The organism is Paenibacillus sp. FA6, assembly GCF_051550225.1.
GTDB lineage: Bacteria > Bacillota > Bacilli > Paenibacillales > Paenibacillaceae > Paenibacillus_AQ.
The window spans coordinates 883,578-903,061 of the sequence record NZ_CP188820.1 but is presented as its reverse complement, the minus strand read 5'-3'; the positions used below and the strand labels follow the sequence as shown (position 1 = coordinate 903,061).

Sequence of the window (19,484 nt, the reverse complement as noted above, 5' to 3'; positions counted from 1 at the left end):
TCTACGTCGAAATTATCGGTGTGTAGAATATGAGTATACACAATTTCAATCCGAAACTGAAATGGCATCCAATTAAACGAATAACGGAACCTTCTCATGATGAGAAGACTCCGCTATTCTTATAAACAACATTCACTTTTTTTTACAATTCCTCAGACTGAAACTGAAATGATTTGAAATTAAACTGACTACCCGGAAGGAATACGAAAGTGACCGTTTGTAGGCCTTTGACTTGCTCGATAACATATTCACGTTCACAGTAACCCTCAGAGAAACTGAATTCAACCAATTGTTTAACATCTCCCTGCTCACCGTTGAACAGTACATGGATTGTATTATGATCGATTGGTGAATGTCCCTCAATAACCAGCTTACGACTACCTATTTCTCCGAAATCCATATCTTCAAAAATAAGGGATACGTTATTTCCAATATCTTCAATCGCATCAGGAGTAACAGTGAAGGAATCTCCATAAAGCGTATTATTATCAAGTACGCTTAATCGTTCGAAACCTTTCAACCGTTTCTTGAACTCGAAGCCCTTGAGGTGAATTTTATGGCGTAACACGAAATAGATCGATGTCACACCCGTTAATGTTTTCGGTAAAATGTACGTTTCCTCCTGATATTCATTCCATATCGTTGGTTTGTAATAGGAAACGACTGTCAGCAATTCTGCTTGATCTTCTCCCGGTGTACCTTCCCAAATTTCAATAGAGAACTGTTCGCTATCCAAAGAAAAGATTGGGAGTGTAATTTCATTCGAGCCATATGGACCAAAATCAATTCTCTCAAAACTAATCAGGCTCTCGCCATCTCTAGAAGTTGCCATTCCCCGATCATTGCCGTTCGTTAAATTATAGCTTCTATCACTGTGATAAGCCGCTGATACGAATTCATACGGATTAATAAAGGCATGACCCATATTTTGAATTTCCATTTCAAATAATGAGTACATCTTAATTTTACTGGAGCCATTCTTTGTTGCACATCGAATATAAACTTTTCCATCTCCGAGAGCTGTTACAGTAGCTTCATGACCATTAGACTGAATTGTTGCAATATTAGATTCTACCCCTGCTACATTCGTAACTCTCCATTCAACCTCCTGATAGGTTGCATCACTTGGATGAAGTTTGACACGAATCGGAAGCGTTATTTGTTCCGGAGAGAACTGATTGCCTCCAGGATAAATGATCTCCAGCTTGCGTACCGGAATTTCATCTGCTGCGTGTTGTTCTAGTTCGTGATTTGGCTGCGATGCATCATGCGAAGCTGAATAGCTGTATAATGCTAACTCCTCTTCAGCTTCGCCAGCATACGAAGGCGCAACAGAAGACAAAGTAAGTTGACTTGCAGGAATTCCCTTCGAACTTGCAGTCACCACAATTGTACCAGGCTCATTCGTACTGGCGATGATCGCAAGCAGTTTACCACTGAACAATCTTCGATTGTTTCCTTTGTAAGAGTCATAATCGGTACTATCACCATTATCCAAGCCTACTAAACGAGCAGGACCTTCTATTGTAAGATGTATACGATTATTAGCGTTGGCTACATGATTTCCATCCACATCATTCGTTGATATCTCAATGAAGATTAAGTCAGAGCCATCTGCTTGCATGACCGTGTGATCCGTCGTCTGTACGATGGTCGCTGCATCACCGAAAGAGCGCTGAATATCCGTCGCAATAACTTGATCATTTTCATCATAGGCTACTGCTTTTATCGTGCCTTTCGTATAAGGCAATTGCCATTCTCCAATCAGCTTCTGACCATGTACATGATCAATGTGGAATACACCTTGTGATTGTTCATTGAAGAACAGTTCAATCTTCGGTGCATTCGAACATACACGTATATCGATCATTTGCCCTTCAGAGAAATCCCAATAAGGGAAAATATGCACCATCGGTGCTTTTTTGTAATCTGTCCATTCCGCTTGATAGATATAGAAGGAATCTTTCTTAAATCCCGCTGTGTCTAATTGGCCGAAATAAGAGTTTTTAGTAAAGTAGGGTGTTGGTTCCCCGATATAATCAAAGCCAGTCCATATGAATTGACCTAACGAGAAAGTCGCATCGCGATCTGCGATAATACAGTGTTCTGTACTTTTAGCTCCCCAACTTGTCGAGCTGTTACCAAGGGATGAACACTGCTCGTCATCGTCAGATAAAACGGACTGTGCTAGTGGAAAATGATAGATCCCCCTGCTCTGTACCGTTGAGGATGTTTCACTACCGTAAATAAACCAATCTGGATGCTCTTGATGATGGTTTTCATAATATTTCTCGGCATAATTATATCCAGCGAATTTCACGATATCCGCACATTTCTGAGCATTTTCCCAAGGCATATAATTCGAGCCAATCGTAACGACAGCATTCTCTCTCGGATCATGACGTTGTACGGCAGCTAATAATTCCCTTGTTACTTCTTGTCCCCGTTCATCAGCATGAGTGTCGTAAATTTCATTCCCAATACTCCACATTAACATGCTAGGATGATTTCGATCTCGGCGTACCCAGCTTGCAACGTCTTTCTCCCACCATTCTGAGTAGAATCGCGCATAATCATAAGGATTTTTAGGCCGTTCCCACATATCGAACGCTTCAGACACGATTAATAGTCCCAACTCATCTGCAAGCTCCATCAGTTCTACCGCAGGCATATTATGGGCGGTCCGGATCGCGTTAACTCCCATTTCTTGAAGTAGCGTCATTTGACGTTTCAAGGCAACTTTATTGATAGCTACGCCAAGACTTCCCAAATCATGATGCTGACACACACCATTTAGTTTGACATGACGTCCATTCAGAAAGAATCCTTTTTCTGTATCAAAGGTCATCGTCCGAAAGCCAAAGTTCAGTTGTTCATCATCGATTACCGTATCATCTATTATAAGTTCCGTTTGTAATGTATATAAATTCGGATCAATAATATCCCATACCATCGGATTACTAACGATTAGCGTGGACTTTATTTGTCTATCTTCCGCATGAAATTGAACCTCAGATTGCTTGACTACGTTCTGTTTACCATCCACAATACTGTGTCTAAGCTTGTATGTTGATGAGGTGCTACAGGCTGGATCGATCACAATCTCTGTATCCACTTCTACATGCCAATTCGACTCCTCTTTCTTGGTAGTCACATATATGCCATGCGGAACAATATGTGAAGAAGGGTAAGTATTGAACCATACGGAACGATAGATTCCAGCTCCAGAATACCAACGGGAATTAGGTGCTTCATGGATAACATGAACATAGATTTCGTTCATCCCCTCAATTAGATATGGGGTAATATCCATTTCAAAGCTGGAATAGCCACTCTTCCATGTTCCAACTTCATGACCATTCACATACAACGTTGAGTCCATATATACGCCTTCAAAATAGAGTGTGTATATCGTATTTGGGCATATGTCAGTTTGTTCTATCGTCTTTTTATACCAACCGTCCCCATCTTCATATAGATGATTCGAATCATAGATTAACCAATCATGTGGGAGCGTTATAGCAACCCAATCACCACATTGAGATACCGAATCGTAGTCCGAATGTAGCGGCTTTTTCGAAAAAAGCCACTCGTTATTAATCTTCTGTTTCTTATTCATGTATTGCGTAAAGGATACTCCTGACTTTAGTCGTGAGAGGAATTTATGTAAACTTCGCTTCTCATGATGAATCCGATCCCTTACTTCCTCCCTTCAAAAATATAATTTACTACTTTTCCACTTCTAATAAGAACATACGTTTGATATAATAAAAAATGGTTGTTGTCAAGTGATTGTGCGTTTCCAACCTGGGCGTTCACAAGATATCTTATCACTGATTGGATTTCTGGGCTATACCGCGATCTTTATAAAAGTAAAGAACCCGCTCAGGTGAGGTGGCCACTGGAAAAGTCCACACACATTGGTGTAGGATACTGCTACGATAACGAATTGTCCTTACGATCGCTATTGCCATCCGATTTCTTGGCTGGATTATTACCGAGAAGTGATTCAGGCTCTGGAAGAGGAATAAAATAGAAGCGAAAAATAGTGAATTAAAACACTGACACGGGTACGATGTGGCATCTTCCTCGGGTCTCGTTGGCATGAATATGAAAGAATCCATGGCCATATTCGCAGTTAATCTCAAAAAAATATTGACGCTCATGAAGTAAAAGGGCAGAGAAGAACATAAATAAAGGCTCCCCATTCAGAATTGAATGGGGAGCCTTTATTTATTACAATTCATTTCATAAAATTAAAATTATCGGTTTTTCAGTGGCCTTCTACGAATGTAGGAGGAGCTTAGTTGAAATGAAAAGCATCCCTGTATCTCTTTGCTTCGCAATTATTTGATTAATTGTGCGACAGTGGAGAGATCTACAATATCAATTTTGCCATCCGCATTTACATCAGCTGCCTTAAAGTTAGCCCAGTCGGCACTTTGGTCTGTCTTACCGAATGCAGCCGCAACGATGCCTAGGTCACCAATCGACACTTTTCCATCGCCGTTCAGGTCGCCTTTAATGTAACCAATGCTTATACTTTGGGAAATGTTCGAAAGCGGTGTTTCAACGCCATTCCCATCCGCTAAAATAATGTTTGTCAGCTTAATATCAGTAGAAGCTATCTGTGCATTCGATTTTGCTTTAAGCTGCAAACTTAATAGATCGCCATCCGAATGAATCGCATTGCCTTCTCCTAGGCTCGCGAGTATAATTCGAACTTTCCCTGGCGCTTTCACCTCTTTGCTTATAACTTCCAAGCCTGTTTTCAAAGACGTTGCGTCTAGAAAGTCCAGTTTATCCGGATCAAAATTAAGGGTAAGCTCTTGCGCATACACATTTTGAGTTACATTGTTCAAACCAAAATTAAGGTTGAAAGCTTTTCCAGCCATTACAGACGCATCTCCGGTTAAGGAGGCGCTTACTTCAGCTGTGCTGGAGCCCTTTACTGTAATAGAATCAGTCAACGTAATTTGGTTTGACGAGTTGCCTACATACACCGCGTACGTTCCTTCGTGTGTTGTCCAATGATCGGCATCTGCATCCCAGGTAGACATAGGATGGCTCGAGGCTGCTGGATCAATCGTGATCGCAATCTGCTTCTCCTCACCTGGAGCAAGCCAAACCTTCTTGAAGCCTACCAGACGCTTCGGAGGTTGGTTCGCTGTCTCCGGCAGGCCTAAATAAACTTGAGGCACCTCAGCACCTGCAACGTTACCAGTATTCTTCACGGAGAATGACACTTGGAACGGCTTGATGCCATCGGAAGTCTTCTGCGAAATGGCGAGTTTAGAAATTTCGAAATTAGTATAGGACAGGCCATAACCGAAAGCAAACACCGGGTCGATGCCTTGGGCATCGTACCAGCGGTAGCCCATTTCAAGACCTTCACTGTACGTCGCTGTCAACGGCAGGGGACCTGCTCCGTCGGGGTCAATCCCCGGCCACTGCGCAGGCGTGGCGTTTGCGGCTTCCCGCTCCTGGGTCGGGAACGAGATTGGTAGTTTGCCGGAGGGATTGACGATCCCCAGCAGCAGGTTGGCGACGATGTTGCCGTCCTCCTGCCCTGGATACCAGGCCTCAAGGACCGCCGGCACCTTGTCGAGCCACGGAAGCAGCACCGGGCCGCCGTTCTTGAGGACGACGACGGTATTCGGGTTGGCTGCAGCCACTGCAGCCACCAGTGCGTCCTGGTTCACTCCGTCCGTAACCGGCAGCGCGAGCGATGAGCGGTCGACTCCCTCACGGGAGATATCGCCGACCATCACCACGGCGACATCAGACTTCGCGGCCAGCGCCGCGGCCTCCGCGATGTTGCTGGCGTTGTTATAGGTGACCGAGGCGTCAGAGCCCAGCGCGTGGAGCGCGTTGTTCAGGCCCTGCTCGGGCGTCACGGTATAGGGCGAGGTCACGACGATCTCATTCGAGGGTCCCTGCGAGTTGAACTTCGCCGAGCCGGCGAACGTCGGGGTCCCGATGAGTGCGACCGATTTGAGTGAAGCCGCCTTCAACGGCAGTGTGCTGTGGTCATTCTTCAATAGGACGCTGCCCTGTTCCCCGATGTCCTGGATCCGCCGCCCGTTGGCCGCGAAGTCGATTGGCCTCAGGCTGTTGATAGGGTCGTCGAACTGCCCCAGCTCGATCATCACGGTGTACCGCCGGTCGAGCTGCTTGTCGATATCGGCGACAGTCAGCTCACCCGTATCCAAAGCCTTGTGGATCAGCACAGGGGTAAACCAGCGGGGGCTGGCGAACTCGAGGTCAAGGCCTGCCTTGATGGCCGGTGCCGTGCTGTGTGTTGCCCCACGGTCGGACATGACATAGCCCTTGAATCCCAGGTCCTCGCGCAGCCAATCGGTGAGCAGTTCAGAGCTTTCGCAGGCGTACACGCCGTTCAAGTGCGGGTAGGAACACATGACTGATGCGAGGTTGGCTTCTTGGATCGTCATTTCGAACGGCAGCAGGTATAGCTCGTGCATGGTTCGGTCGTCGACGATGGTGTCCATGGTCTGGCGGCTGGTCTCCTGCTCGTTGGCCGCAAAGTGCTTGGCGACGGACTGCACCCCGTGTGCCTGCACGGCGTTGACCTGGGCGACGGCCATGACTCCCGCGAGGTAGGGGTCTTCACCAAAGTACTCAAAATTGCGTCCGGCGTTCGGAACCCGGCCCAGGTTGATGCCTGGAGTGAGCAACACGTTGTGGCCGCTGGCACGGGTTTCCTCCCCGATGATGTCGCCCCACGCCGATGAGACGTCCGGGTCGAACGATGAGGCGACAGTCAGAGCACTGGTCAGACCCGTTGAAGTCGGTGCCACAGCGCAGTCACCACCGCCAAAGGGACCGTTGGTCATCCGGAGAGTGGGGATGGCCAGCTCGGGGATCCCTTCGACGTGGCGCCCCTGCGAGGAAAAATCGCAGCCGGGGATGTTGGTGTTTGCCACCGGCATCATGGCAATCTGCTGAATCTTCTGATCGAGGCTCATCGCGTCGATGAGTAGGTCAGAACGCACCTCGGGCGTGAGTGAGGTGTTCATCCAAGGCAATTTATCCGGCTGTGCTGTATCAGCGCTGGCAGCGCCGACTGAGAGTGACAAGCTCATAGATACAACAAGAAATGCTAATGCAATTTTTTTCGAATAATATGATACCGATTTCAAATCAATCACTCCTCATAGTAAGTTAGTCACGTTTAAAGTAAAGGAAGGCGCGTCATCTGCATACGTTACCAGATGAGGGACATATACAAAGCACATTAATAAAATTAAGCTGAGCAATACGATTTTTGTCTCACGATGAAGGCTCCTCCCATGATTGAGACAGGAGGAAAGCATGCGCTCTCCCCCTGCTTCTCAGTTACTCAATTAATTGTGCGACAGTGGAGAGATCTACAATATCAATTTTGCCATCCGCATTTACATCAGCTGCCTTAAAGTTAGCCCAGTCGGCACTTTGGTCTGTCTTACCAAATGCAGCCGCAACGATGCCTAGGTCACCAATCGACACTTTGCCATCGCCGTTCAGGTCGCCTTTAATGTAACCAATGCTTATACTTTGGGTAATATTCGAAAGCGATGTTTCAACGCCATTCCCATCCGCTAAAATAATGTTTGTCAGCTTAACATCAGTAGAAGCTATCTGTGCATTCGATTTTGCTTTAAGCTGTAAACTTAATAGATCGCCATCCGAATGAATCGCATTGCCTTCTCCTAGGCTCGCGAGTATAATTCGAACTTTCCCTGGCGCTTTCACCTCTTTGCTTATAACTTCCAAGTCTGTTTTCAATGACGTTGCGTCTACAAAGTCCAATTTAGCCGGATCAAAATTAAGAGTAAGCTCCTGGGCATACACATTTTGATCTACTTTATTCAGACCAAAGTTCAAACTAAAGGCTTCTCCAGCCGTTACAGAAGTTTTTCCGGTTAGCGTAGCACTAATGTCAGAAGCGTTTGCTGCATAAGATAATCCAAAACCAAATGTGTAGCCGTCACCAACTGCATTCGTGTAAGTGTAGTCGAACGTTTCGGCGTAGCCTGGTACGTCCGGTGCATTTTTCTCTACTGCTTCTTGGCTAGCTGGGATCGTGATCGGCAGCTTACCTGTAGGGTTGAAGCGCCCTCGCAGCACGTCGAGCAGGGCTTCAGCCTTGACGCTGTAGGTTGCCACGACAGCTGCAGCGCCGGGCTCAACCTCGTTGATAACCCACGGATTGGTCATGTTGATCACTAGAGCAGTCGGAACGGCCGCCTCGATCTGTTTGACCCGAGCAACGTCGATACCAGTGAGTGTGCCCAACTGGATCTCCACCGTGGAGAGGTCAGGATACTCGTATGCTTTCGGACGTAACACCACGAGCGCTGCGTTCGCCTCCTCGAGCGTGCCCACGATGTTTACCAATGGATCCTCCTTAGTGATGAGCTCCTTCATTGAAGTGGTCTGAGCGGCGCTGTTGGTACCGTTGAAAACTTCCACGTACAGCTTCGTAGTGGCGAGTTTTGCATCCGTCAGAGGCAGCAGTCCTTTATCGTTGCGCAGGAGCGTAACCGACTGGCGGTGAGCCTCGTCGGCCCGTGCCTGGTTTGCAGGTGAGTCTGCGATCTCCTGAGCCGCAGCCGGGTCAACGTATGGGTTCTCGAACAGTCCAAGATTGAATATCTCCGTAAGCAGAAGCGTCAAATGAGGGGTGAGCTCCTCTTCATTGAGCACACCCGTGTTAACCGCGGAGATGAGTCCGCTCGGGTTGTTGCTGTCAGAGAATATGCTCGTTCCAGCGCGGATCGCCTTGGCGAACTTCTCCTCGATTGACAGGCTCTCCACACCATAAGCCATGCCGGCCAGCACGCCGCTGTCGCTGTTCACGTAGCCTTTGAAGCCCATCGTGTTCCGCAACAGGTCGGTGATGATGCCCTTGTTGTAGGCACCTGCCACCTGCTCGAACTGCTCGGTTTCAGAGTACCAAAGCTCTTTCGGGAGCTGATCGGCACTCTCGTTGCTAGGAACGTTGTAGAAGGACATGATCGAGCTCGCCCCTGCGTCAATTGCAGCCTGGAACGGCGGAAGTTGGTACTTGGATAAGCTTCCAGGCGTCGGGTAGAGCGTATACTTGCCGTGCGGTAAGTGCGGGTCCAAACCTCTTACTACAGGCCCGTCGCCAGGGAAATGCTTGATGGTATGGACAACAGACTCGCTGTTGATCTCCTCCCCTTGGAAGCCTTTAACAACCTCAGTGGCTATCATCGAGTTTAGCTCTGTGCTCTCGCCGAAAGTTTCGCTGATACGGCGCCAACGCGGCTCTGTCACGACCTCAACCTGGGTGCCATAGATCTTCCGGATGCCGGACGCGCGCCACTCTTCGCGGGCGATCTCAGCAAAGTCGCGGATAAGGGCTTGGTCTTGTGTTGCCGCCAGGCCCAAGGCTCCAGGCCAAGAGGAGAACTGTCCAGAGGCCTCTTGGAAGCCGAACTGGAGAGATTCTGCAATATGGTTCCGCGGGTTGGAGGTAAATACTATCGGGATACCCAGCGGTGTGGCTTCCGCGATCTCCTGATATGTGTTGTTCCGTGTAGCTATATCGAAGGCAGTAGGGTTGTCGCGTAGGATGAAGTAACGTAGGTTACGATTCTGGATGAAATCGTTGACAGTGGCAGCGTTAGGATTAGAGGTGATGTTCATGAGGCCGGCTTTCTCCGCCACACTCATGCGAGGAATGAGGTCGGCCACGCGCTGCTCAGTGGATAGTCCCCAGTTTTCATAAATGTCCAGTTCACCGTTACCGTTTAAATCTTTGTATTCCTCACCATCAATCGTAAGTATAGCCTTTACATGACTAGAGATTACAGGCTGTGTTGCGCCATCAGCCGCACTTACGTTTGATAGACCAAGCGAAGATAACAACAACGAACCAAGTAAAAGCAATGCAACTGGTTTAGATTTTATCGAGATCGAATTCATACTTTATCCCCTCACATTAATCATATTTTATACTGTTAGCGATTCCCTTTTTAGGCTTTCATTGTTGAGATTTCCTTTACAAGTCCTTTGTTAAGCACTATCAAAACAATTAGTAAAAATAGCAAATTTTTAATGACGCATACCAAAAATCTTGATAAACTTCGTTTACTTAAGGTGGATTTCTCATATTATTACGACCTCCTTCATTACTAGAAATTTCGATACATTCTATTTCGTCATAGAACTAGAATCGAAAGAAGTGGTCTAATTCCTACTTATACAAATTTGTATAAATGTTATACATCAAAACAGCTGCTTGAGCCCTATTCGTTGTTCCTTTTGGATCGATCGCGCCCCCAACCCCCTGAACAAGCCCCATTTTGACCATTGCAGCAACGCTTTGAACAGCATAATCAGCTATTTTTGCATGATCCTTAAATTGGTTTAGTTGTTCCTCATTCGAGTCTGTTGGCATTTGTTTAGCCACTCGCAACGTACGCTCTGTCAATACAATCATTTCTTCCCTTGTAATTGACTCGTGAGGCAGGAACAAATTGTCGCCTACTCCTTCCGTAATGCCCAAACCTCTAGCGATTCTCACAGCATCATGGAAATAATCACTTTCTTTTACATCCGCAAATTCGCTCCCAACTTCCTTACTTAGGTCAAGCTCTAAAGTCCGTACTAACAAGACCAAAAAATCGGCGCGTGTAACGGACTGACGAGGAGCAAATGCCTTGTCTGAGATACCGTTGATGATCCCTTTGGATGCCAAAACCTCAATCTGTTTTTTTGCCCAATCCAAAATAGCAATATCGTCAAATGTTTTTTGAACAAATGCTATGGCGTACTTACTTAAGTGTGTAGTCGAAAAAATGACTGATCCCGTAGTGGCATCATATCTGCCGTTAGGAACCGGAGCCACTTTACCCTCTTCATTTAAATACCATACAACGATATGCTCAGGGCTCTTTAATTCTTCTGCGCTCAGTGAATATGGCACGACTACCGTTACAGGGGAATTCGGGTTATTCCAAGAGATTTTTTTGTCACCGATATACAGGCTTATATCTCTAATAGGTCGATCCCCGATTTGCTTCCCTAGAGCTTGGTCTAGTTCACTGGCATCTACTTTTCCGATCCTCAACCTTATGCTATCGGCAGTTATTTCACCGACTTCAAACATTTTATTGGATATTAAAATAGTCCCAAGCGGCGAAGTTACCTTTATTTGAACCAAACCTCCATTAGCTGCGAAAGCGGATGTCGGCAATTCCAATTCGTAAGCTGTTGCACCTGGTACTTCTTTAATGACAACCTCTATATTTTTGACTCCTTTTTCATTGGCTGCTATCTGCTTGACTGCCTTATCCCAAGCTGCCTCGGTTACAATTGCAGTTGCCATTTTCGTTACAGAATTCATCTTCACGTCCGGGTTTAGTATTCCTGGTGTTGACTGATCAATTGGCGAATTTACAACAATTCCCGTACCACCAGAGCCCGAATCTCCAGAGCCTGAACCTCCAGGGCCTGAACCTCCTGAATTTCCGCTAGCAATCGACGCGCTCACCTTCGTATCTGGAAGATACATATGTCCGGTCAATAGGCTATCCACCGTTTGAACGGATTTCAGCTCAAGTGTAGCGGTTCCTTGTCGAATCGTTTTGAACGTTATGGTCGCTAGATTTAATGCACCGCTCTCACCCGCTACTTTGTGTAGCTTGGTACTTGCAAATCGTAGTTGATTACCTTCAAGCATTGGTTTGATTGAGAATCCATCGGACATGCCACCTTGAACTCCCTTATATTCCAGCATGGTTTGATCAAAATTGAGACTGAATTCATATCCGTACACATCCCTCAAATCATTCCCAGCAACGGTAATCTGCAGCTCATTGCCTAACGCTACCTGGTTGTTAGTCACGTTTAAAGTAAAGGAAGGCGCGGCATCCGCATACGTAACCAGAGGAGGTACATATACAAAGCACATTAATAAAATTAAACTGAGCAAATACGATTTTTGTCTCACGATGAAGTCTCCTCCCATGATAGAGACAGGAGTAAAGGTTGCGCTCTCCCCTGCTTCTCAGTTACTCAATTAATTGCGCTACTTTGGAATTTGCAATGTTCAAACACTCACATATTGTTCTTTATTAAGCGCATACATAAATATTAAGGTAACGTTATGATTCAGGTGGACATCTCAGCAATTCACCTCCATCTAATTGCTTAGTCATGCGGTGGCTATGTCTTATTACCCTGGTTGCAATGCTTTTCTGTCTTGCGGAAACATGGTGCCATTCCGTTATCCGATACATTAGCCGTCGCTATGTAAGAGATTAGGTCAATCATAATAGAACTGTATCTGAAACATAACGGGACAAAACTATTGTGAAGGGGGAGATTCCTATGCAGTGTATTTAATAGAATTCATAGTGTTAATTTATTGGGAGAATAGAAAAACGAGCTCCCTGGGGAGCCCGTCTAGGCAGGTAAATCAATGTTTTTTGATATGGAGATTACAACTAGCCTTTGACAGAACCGCCTGTCATCTGCATAAAAGATTTATTCGCAAAAACATATACAATTAGAATCGGCAAAATCGATAAGCAGGCACCCGCCATGATCAGATGGGTTTGCGTGGCTGCAGTCGTACCATATCTTAAATCCGCTAAACCAACCGTCAAGGTTTGTAATTTAGGGTTTGTCATCGTAAAAACAAGTGGCAAGATATATTCATTCCAAGCATTCCGGAAGGCAAATAATGCTGCGACGCCTAAACCCGGCTTCAATAACGGAAGAATAATTCGCCAATAAACCGAAAAGAAACTACATCCATCAATGTACGCCGCTTCATCCAAATCCCGAGGAATTCCTTTGAAGAAACCGATTAGAATAAAAAAGGTAGTGGCATGGGCACTAATTAGAATAAAGATAACCCCCCATAACGAGGTATTCAAATGTAATTTCACCATAAGTTCAAATTGCGGTCGGATAACAACGGCACCAATAGATATAAACATCGTCGCTGCTTGAAGACTAACATAAAGGCTCTTTCCGAAAAAACTTCTGCGATCCACAGCATAGGCGGCCATCGAAGCCAAAAGAAGTGTCCCAATCGTCGTAAACGTACTAATAAATAAACTATTCCAAGTAAACCTAGCAAAGTCAGCTTGTTTCCAAGCATCCAAGTAGTTCGAGAAATGCCAAACGCTAGGAAGAATAGTGGCGCCTGCCGTCAGCTCTGCATTCGTTTTGAAAGAGCCAAATAACGTAACGAGCACAGGAAACACAGTAAATACAGCAATAAGCCCTAGAAATACCCAAAGAATTAACACGGAAAAAATACGTTTCGCTCGCTTGCCAACTTTAATTATCGGAGCGGTATTAGTTGCTGGTGCTGTGTTCATTACAGCAAACCCCCTAGGCTAGAAAATACGGTTTAAACGTTTTGATAACCAGAAATAACCTAATGTAATGAGTCCGACGATTGCGGCAGACATAAAGCCAACAGCGCTACCATAGCCAATCTGTTGAATCATAGTCGAACTAGAAGAGATCGGGAAGAACATTCGATATACATACAGATACATAACCTCTGTTCGTCCGATCGGACCGCCCTCTGTTAATACCATAATACTTTCGTAACCCTTTAACGATATGGTAATCGCTAGCATAATAATCATTTGCAGCACGGGCCCCAACATAGGGATGGTAATGTAGAAGAACTTTTGAGAAGCGTTCGCTCCGTCTAGCGAAGCGCTCTCATAGACATCATCCGGAATGTTTTGCAGACCAGCGAGGAAGAGAAGCATATAGTTTCCAATTGCACCCCAGATGGCAACGATGATAGATGTTACCATGGCTAGATCGGGTCCAAGCCAATCAATGCTTTTGGAGATGATATGATATTTCAATAAAAACTGGTTTAATATTCCGTTGTAAGAATTAAAAATATTAAAAAAGACGATGGAGATTACCGCGGTACTCAGCACCGTTGGCATAAAATAAATCGCTCTCAAAAAGTTTCTACCTTTAACTCCTTTATTTAATATTACCGCTAAAACTAATGATAACGGAATCGTGATGATGATTTTCCCCATCGCATAGATCGCGGTATTAACAACTGAGTTCCAGTAGGCTCCATCTCTCATCAAACTAGCAAAATTACCAAATCCGATAAATACTTCTTCTCCGTATCCTGGATAATCATAAAACATATATCTAATCGCCCATACAATCGGATAAATACCTAGCACCACGGTGAATATTAGACTGGGCAAAATAAATGAGTAAGATTCTCCTAATTTGCGTAGACTGGTCATGTTCGATTTCATCTCCTTAAATAACAAGGATAGGGCATACGAGATGCTCCTATCCTTTTTTGGCATGATCCATGCATTAGAAGTATTATTTGACTAACATTCCTTGCATACTCTTCGCATCAAAGTCCGGCATTGCTTCAGTTGTTACATCTCCAGATGCTCTAGCTTTATCAAGTGCAGCATTGTATCGCGTATTTACATCCGTAATCATCTCATCCAAATCTCCGCCACTAATCGCATATTTAATAAATAGGTTTGGAAAATCTGTTCCTTCTACAGTCACTTTCGGCGAAATAGGCCACAAGCCATCATATTGTGTAGGGAGGAATCCCGCAATACCAGGCATTTCCGGATTTTTGGACTGAGCTATAATTTCTGGAAGAAGAGATAAGCCATAGCCATCTTCATAATATGTTCTTAACACTTCATCACTGTACATATACTCCATGAATGTCCAAGCCTCTTTTTTATTTTCAGTCTGACTGCTGATGGAAAGCCATGGACCTGTTTTCCAGTAACCTGCTACTCCTGCAATGTCATCGCTAATCGTTGGAGGCAAAGCAGCTGACCAGTTTACTTTTGTTGGGAACTGCGTTAGATATACATTTGGCTCAGCGGAAATCGATAGGTACATGCCGATCTTTCCTTCAGCAAATTGAGCACGCAGTGGATCAATGTCTAGGGCCTCTACGCCCGGAAGCATACTGCCGTCATCCTTCATTTGCTTAAATGCCTTCATGATTTCTGTAAATCCAGAAAAGTCATATTTGCCTGTTTTGAAATCGTAGCCATAACCGCCGATTCCACTCAACTCAGCGATCGATCTTGGAGCCTTTTCAAAAGAGTTGTCTGCTCCTTTAAAGTTAATCGCAAAGCCATAGGCACCAATATCCTTGCCTGCCTCAGTAAGTTTTTTCGCAACCTCAACCATATCGTTCAATGTTTTAGGAGGGCTTGTGATACCAGCTTTCTCAAAAAGATCGACGTTATAAATTAGTCGGCTTGAATATCCGTAGTTGGGAAGGGAAAAAATTTGGCCATCCATCATGTTTGATTTATCAATGAGTGCCCCTTGGAATTTAGCCTTTATCCCATCATTCATATAGCCATCCAGCGGTTCCAGATACCCCTTCTTGACAAAAGGAATAAAATTGCTTGGGGTCGTTCTAATAATGTCAGGGGCTTGCTTGCTAGAGAATGCAATATCAACGGACTGGTTATAGTTCTCAGACAGTCCTTTCAACTCTACCTCAATATTCTCTGTATTGGTTTCGTTAAACCTTTCGACGACTTCTTGAATATAGGTCAAATCATGCCTATCCTCTGTCCAATAGTTGAGCTTAACCTTCTCGGCTTTAGTTGTTACTTCGGTAGACGCCTTTGGTGCTGGTTCATTTGTCCCCTTAGCCGAATTCGTAGAATTTCCGTTACCTGAGGAGCATGCGCTCAAACTAAGAACAAGGATTGCAGCTACAGTAACCATTCGCGTTCTATTAAACATAAATATTTCAACCCCTTTGTTTTTTTAAATACTGGTTATATCAATTATTATAATTTACCGAAGTCAAAGACATAATGGGATAAACCTATTCTCAAGGGGGATTTTCCAACGATCTTTACTACTATTTGTAATAAGCCTGTTTGAACTCTGATGGTGTCATTCCCGTATTTTTCTTGAATATTTCGCTGAAATATCGCCGATCCTCATAACCAATATCAGCTGCAACCTCCTGCACCTGATGGCCTTTCATTAGCATTAATTTGGCTTGATCAATTCGTTCATTCGTTACAAATTGAAGGAAGGTTTGGCCTGTAACCTTTTTGAATAAATTGCTGAAATAACTGCTGCTCAGATGTACCAGCTTGGCACATTCATTCACTGATAAATCCAAATGAAGATGACTCTTCGCGTATTCAATAACTTTATGTATAACGCGCTCAGCCTCTGTTGTTCTATATTTATCTTGTAATACACAGCCATTAATACATAGCTGCTCAAGAGATTTTTGTAATTCTAGTAACGACATCCGATCTGTATTTTTATGCTCTTCAATGTCCGCTTTTAACCCTTGCAAATCATCGATATGCAGTTTTTCCTCTAATACTCTCAGAACCATATAAACCAATTCATCATACATCGTAATCAGATATTGCGGATGTGGCAGCGGATGTATTTTAGTACAATCCTCATAGATTTGTTGCAATACTTCAAGAACCAACTCCTGATTTCCTGAACGCACAGCAAAGAGAATCTCCTTCTCTTGATCTAGTGAATAGGTACGTAAATGCTGACTCATCTGACCAAAATCGCCATAACGAAACACTCCATTGCCGCCTGTATAAAAATTATAGGTCAATGCGCTTATGGCCTGCTGGTATCCGATAAAAATTTCTGAAATGTAGTTTATGCCTAGGCCCACCCCGATCGAAACGGTATGACGTGAATATTGCGCACAATGATTACAGCAAATCTCGGCTAAAGATCTAGGATCTATCTGTGCTGTAGAATTATAGATTACGACAAGGCGATTCGTGCTTTCTCTAAATACGACCCCTTGTGTATGGGCGCTAATCGTCTCCTCCAAAATATTTTGCAAAGCATAACGAGTTAGCTCTACTTCACCGATAGGCAGCGTTTGAATGGTTTTCGAGAATTGATCGATCTCGACGACCATAACAACAAATCCCTCTTTCTTTAAACCAATTTCAAGATAGTCCCATTTATCTCCCGCGTTTTCCTCGCTTGATGAATAGCAGATAAGCAGGTTGAAATATTCCTGCCTTAAGAGCGGCTTGCTTTCTCTTACTCTAGCTTCCATCTCATATATTCTTTTATGCTTGCCCCGCTCAAGTTCAATTTCTTTAGTAGCCTTCAGGACAACCTCTACAATATCTTCCATTGAAAAAGGCTTAGCTACAAAATCAAAGGCCCCGTATCGAATCGCCTGCTGAGCGTAACTAAATTCCGTATAGCCGCTTAAAAGAATGACTTTGCATGCTGGGAATTTTTCTATGATTCTACGCGTTAATTCAAGTCCATCCATAACCGGCATCCGAATATCTGTCAATATAATATCTGGCTGAAGCTCCAAAGCCATCTTGAGCCCTTCCTCACCGTCTAAGGCAGTACCAATGATCTCAATACCATAATCCGCCCAAGGGATTCCAAGAGATATCCCATCTATAACACTCATGATATCGTCCAACACACACATGCTAATCCGTTTCTCCATATCCATCTCTTCCCTTCATATTGATTATTAATGTAATAGTGGTTTTCTGATCTGGAACACTTTCGAGGATCATCTCAGAATCTCCGCTGTAATAAAGCTGCAGCCTGTGATAAATGTTGCGCAGCGCATACCCCGTCTTCTGAGTGGGCACTTGTAAATTTTTCATGATCTCGTCCACGTTCATGCCACTCCCATTATCCTCTACAGTAATAACGAGATGTTCCTCCGTTTTTCCAATCAATATATCAATGGTGCCGCCTGATTTACGATTCTTAAAACCATGTAAAATTGAATTTTCAACCAAGGGCTGAAGAATAACTTTGAGGATTGTGATGTAAGTTATGGAGTCATTTTCCATATCCACCACCACATTATAGTCAAATAAATTCGTATAGCATTTTTTTTGAATGAATAAATATTGCTTCACATGCTCAATTTCTTTCTCTAATGTCGTGTACTCGAATCCATTATTTAAACCAAGCTGGAACATTCGCGATAAGGAAAGAACCATTTCCTTAACATCATCCGATTGATTCAATTGCGCTTTCCAATAAATCGTATTTAACGTGTTATACAAAAAATGAGGATCGATTTGCGCCTGTAATGCTTTAATTTCCGCCTTGCGCTTCTTAATTTCAATTTCTCCAGTTTCCTTGATGGATAGAGCTAATTCCTCTAGCATACTATTGAATTTCCTTCCGACCTGAGAGACCTCATCCTGATATTCACTTTCAAATCGAACGCTTAAATCATTCGTCTGTTCAACTTTCATCATTAAGTTTCGCAACTTAAGTAACGGCTTCAGTAAATTAGCTGTGAGAATATTGGAATAAATCATAGAAAACAATAGACTTCCAATCATAATTAAAATCGTAACCCATTTGATCAAATTGATTTGTTTTAAGAGATCTGATTTTAATTGAACACTAAGCAGGATCCAGTCCTCTGCTAAAGATAGGCTTGAATAATTGATCAAAAGGGAGTTTTTAGTTCCTTTATATTCAAAACTACCTTTCGTATCCTGATTAATATTTTCAACAAAACCACTCTCACTAAAACAGCTCGAAAAACTGGATTCCGAAGAAAATATCGGGTCCCCCTTACTCGAGACAAGATGAAACAGTTGGCCTGTTTCATCTACATTTTTCATAAGCAGATCAATCAACGCTTGTTCTTTAATATTCACGATAATGTAAATCTCATTATTTTGGTTTTCTGTAAGCGGTTGCATAACTAAAGTAATAACCTTTTCTTTTCTCCGAAAGAAGGTATCCTCATGTCCTCCTATCCAAATGGCATGCTGATATTCCGAAATGAGTTTGTACATTTCAGTATTAAAAAAGGAGTTTTCTTTCAGCCGCACATGATTGGTCGGATAAAATTCACCTATAGACGTTGTAATAAGAATAGACTGAACGGCTGGCTCCAATACTTGAATTTGTGAAAATGGCGTTTGAATGGAAGATAACAGCTGATAATAGTTTTGCGTATCGCCCGCGGATGCATTTTTAATGATGTCCTTGAAAGATTCGCTGATTGTCAGCGTCATGACAGATACGATAATTTGCCTTAGCTTCTCATCGAATACCTGGGCAGACTTATTCAGGATGTTCTGGCTTAATTCGGAGGCATTTCTCTTAAGTACATTAGCTGCAATAAAATAAGTCATCATCCCCGTCGTGCTAATCGCTAACGTGATCAAAATTACAAACGAAAGCCAGATCCTGTTCTTATACGATAGCTGATACAACCATTGTTTATAGTTCAACGTCTCTCTCCCCCTGTTTAAGCACTAACTTTATGTATCGTAATCTATCGTATCAAATTACGATAGATTACGATAGATTTCGATACATAAAATACGTCCCGAGCTAAATCAGTATCGAGACATATCCCCAATCTTATTCGATTTTTCTTTAAGCTGTAAGCTTAATAGATCGCTTTTAACCCATTAATCGCGATTGGAGTGTTTCTC

9 protein-coding genes and 1 pseudogene are annotated in these 19,484 nt (G+C 43.8%); 1 reads left to right on the top strand and 9 read right to left on the bottom strand.

Annotation, left to right across the window (positions count from 1 at the left end; translation table 11 throughout):
• Window positions 1-142 precede the first annotated feature (142 nt).
• A complete protein-coding gene (locus tag ACP8HI_RS04035) occupies window positions 143-3,619 on the bottom strand; it encodes a glycoside hydrolase family 2 TIM barrel-domain containing protein (RefSeq protein ID WP_438349848.1) in 3,477 nt (1,158 codons plus the stop codon).
• A gap of 401 nt (window positions 3,620-4,020) precedes the next feature.
• On the opposite strand from ACP8HI_RS04035, the pseudogene ACP8HI_RS04030 reads away from it, so the two are divergent.
• Window positions 4,021-4,173, top strand: a pseudogene (locus ACP8HI_RS04030) (IS5/IS1182 family transposase); the annotation flags it as partial.
• 173 nt (window positions 4,174-4,346) lie between these two features.
• Here the strand turns inward: ACP8HI_RS04030 and ACP8HI_RS04025 are convergent.
• From ACP8HI_RS04025 to ACP8HI_RS03990, 8 genes are all read right to left on the bottom strand, one after another.
• Window positions 4,347-7,169, bottom strand: a complete 2,823-nt coding sequence (locus ACP8HI_RS04025; protein ID WP_438349847.1) for a glycoside hydrolase family 3 C-terminal domain-containing protein — start codon at window positions 7,167-7,169, stop codon at window positions 4,347-4,349.
• Window positions 7,170-7,356: 187 nt separating this feature from the next.
• Window positions 7,357-9,951, bottom strand: a complete 2,595-nt coding sequence (locus tag ACP8HI_RS04020; RefSeq protein ID WP_438349846.1) for a glycoside hydrolase family 3 N-terminal domain-containing protein — start codon at window positions 9,949-9,951, stop codon at window positions 7,357-7,359.
• A 271-nt stretch (window positions 9,952-10,222) separates the two neighbouring features.
• Window positions 10,223-11,980, bottom strand: a complete 1,758-nt coding sequence (locus ACP8HI_RS04015; RefSeq protein WP_438349845.1) for an S-layer homology domain-containing protein — start codon at window positions 11,978-11,980, stop codon at window positions 10,223-10,225.
• A 496-nt stretch (window positions 11,981-12,476) separates the two neighbouring features.
• Entirely contained in the window at window positions 12,477-13,361 is an 885-nt protein-coding gene (locus ACP8HI_RS04010) for a carbohydrate ABC transporter permease (protein ID WP_438349844.1), read from the bottom strand.
• Window positions 13,362-13,379: 18 nt separating this feature from the next.
• Window positions 13,380-14,276: a carbohydrate ABC transporter permease gene (locus tag ACP8HI_RS04005; protein ID WP_438349843.1), complete on the bottom strand. Its 897-nt coding sequence runs from the start codon at window positions 14,274-14,276 to the stop codon at window positions 13,380-13,382.
• Window positions 14,277-14,361: 85 nt separating this feature from the next.
• Entirely contained in the window at window positions 14,362-15,777 is a 1,416-nt protein-coding gene (locus ACP8HI_RS04000) for an ABC transporter substrate-binding protein (protein ID WP_438349842.1), read from the bottom strand.
• A 121-nt stretch (window positions 15,778-15,898) separates the two neighbouring features.
• Window positions 15,899-17,509 carry a response regulator gene (locus tag ACP8HI_RS03995; protein WP_438349841.1) on the bottom strand — a complete coding sequence of 537 codons (1,611 nt, stop codon included), beginning with the start codon at window positions 17,507-17,509 and terminating at the stop codon, window positions 15,899-15,901.
• Window positions 17,493-19,277 (bottom strand): sensor histidine kinase, encoded by a 1,785-nt coding sequence (locus ACP8HI_RS03990; RefSeq protein ID WP_438349840.1) that lies wholly within the window; start codon window positions 19,275-19,277, stop codon window positions 17,493-17,495. Before ACP8HI_RS03990 ends, ACP8HI_RS03995 begins: the two co-directional genes overlap by 17 nt.
• Window positions 19,278-19,484 lie beyond the last annotated feature (207 nt).

Coding starts and splice junctions, on each gene's coding strand:
- ACP8HI_RS03995 (WP_438349841.1), bottom strand. CDS start 17,509: ATGGAGAAACGGATTAGCATGTGTGTGTTGGACGATATCATGAGTGTT.
- ACP8HI_RS04000 (WP_438349842.1), bottom strand. CDS start 15,777: ATGTTTAATAGAACGCGAATGGTTACTGTAGCTGCAATCCTTGTTCTT.
- ACP8HI_RS04020 (WP_438349846.1), bottom strand. CDS start 9,951: ATGAATTCGATCTCGATAAAATCTAAACCAGTTGCATTGCTTTTACTT.
- ACP8HI_RS04010 (WP_438349844.1), bottom strand. CDS start 13,361: ATGAACACAGCACCAGCAACTAATACCGCTCCGATAATTAAAGTTGGC.
- ACP8HI_RS04005 (WP_438349843.1), bottom strand. CDS start 14,276: ATGACCAGTCTACGCAAATTAGGAGAATCTTACTCATTTATTTTGCCC.
- ACP8HI_RS04035 (WP_438349848.1), bottom strand. CDS start 3,619: ATGAATAAGAAACAGAAGATTAATAACGAGTGGCTTTTTTCGAAAAAG.